Source organism: Prevotella rectalis (assembly GCF_900607215.1).
GTDB classification, from domain to species: domain Bacteria; phylum Bacteroidota; class Bacteroidia; order Bacteroidales; family Bacteroidaceae; genus Prevotella; species Prevotella brunnea.
In genome coordinates, this window is record NZ_LR027819.1 from 124,486 (window position 1) to 125,509 (window position 1,024).

The 1,024-nt window shown below is 49.4% G+C and carries 1 protein-coding gene; it reads right to left on the reverse strand.

The features are described 5' to 3' along the window. Positions 1–1,024 (reverse strand): IS256 family transposase (locus tag E0E16_RS15055; RefSeq protein WP_255418086.1); only part of this gene is annotated, 1,024 nt, incomplete at both ends.

Genomic DNA, 1,024 nt, shown 5'->3' on the forward strand with positions numbered 1-1,024 from the left:
GACTTCTCTGATGGCATGGATGTTCTCATTTGGATGGTTCTCCTGTACTTCCTGTTGAGCCTTTCAATCCAGTTGGTCGTATATATGCACCTCTGCACTTGAGCCGGGAAGTCCATATACGTGAAATAGGCACTGTTGCGTTCGGCCTTGTATTTTCTTAGTGCAGGATATTTCCTTTCCCATTTCTCGACAAAGGTAATGAATTGTTCGTATCCCTGCAAGGAATTCATCTCGTTGTTCTCCAATTGGAACACCTCACTGAGCTGCTGCGCCATTACCAGTTTGTCTTTATGTGATGCGCCGCTGAGTATCTGTCGCTTAACGTGTGCCACGCAGAACTGGTGTGCGGCACCGGGAAAGGCTGCACAGACGGCATTCTCTATTCCTTGCAATGCATCGGAAACAACTAAGTCTATCTGTTCGACGCCTCTTTGCTTCAAGGCCTCAAGCTCGTCTTTCCAGCAAAGAGCCCCTTCTGTGGGATGATTGACAACCGTGAGCACCTCCCTGCTGCCGTCTTCTAATACCCCCAGAATGGTATAGTAGGCTTCCTTGGACACCTGTCTGTCCCTACGGGTGGAAATAAAGGTGGCGTCGATATAGACGGCTAAGTAGTGGGAGGAAAGGCTACGGCAAAGCCACCGTTCGACGTCCTCACGGCAGCTGCCGGCAAGATGCGATACCTGCTGCTTGCTGTAGGAACGACCATAGACGCAATTTGAAATCTCGCCTATCTGCTCCGTGGTAAGACCTTTGGTGTAGAGGAGATTGAACAATTTGGCACGTTCCTCGCTTTCGCTGCGTATCAACCCTAAGAGAATGGGATAGAAGTTTCCGCTACGACTGCGCGGAATACGGAGCGAGAACTCAAAGCCGTGACTGTACCAACGACGAGAACGGAAACCATTGCATTGCTCATGGGCATTTTCGCTGACGAACAACTCTCGTTCATGATACATCAGGGAGTTCATGATTAATGACTGAAGGGTAACAAAACCCTCGCTGCTGCTTGTGTAATTCGAAA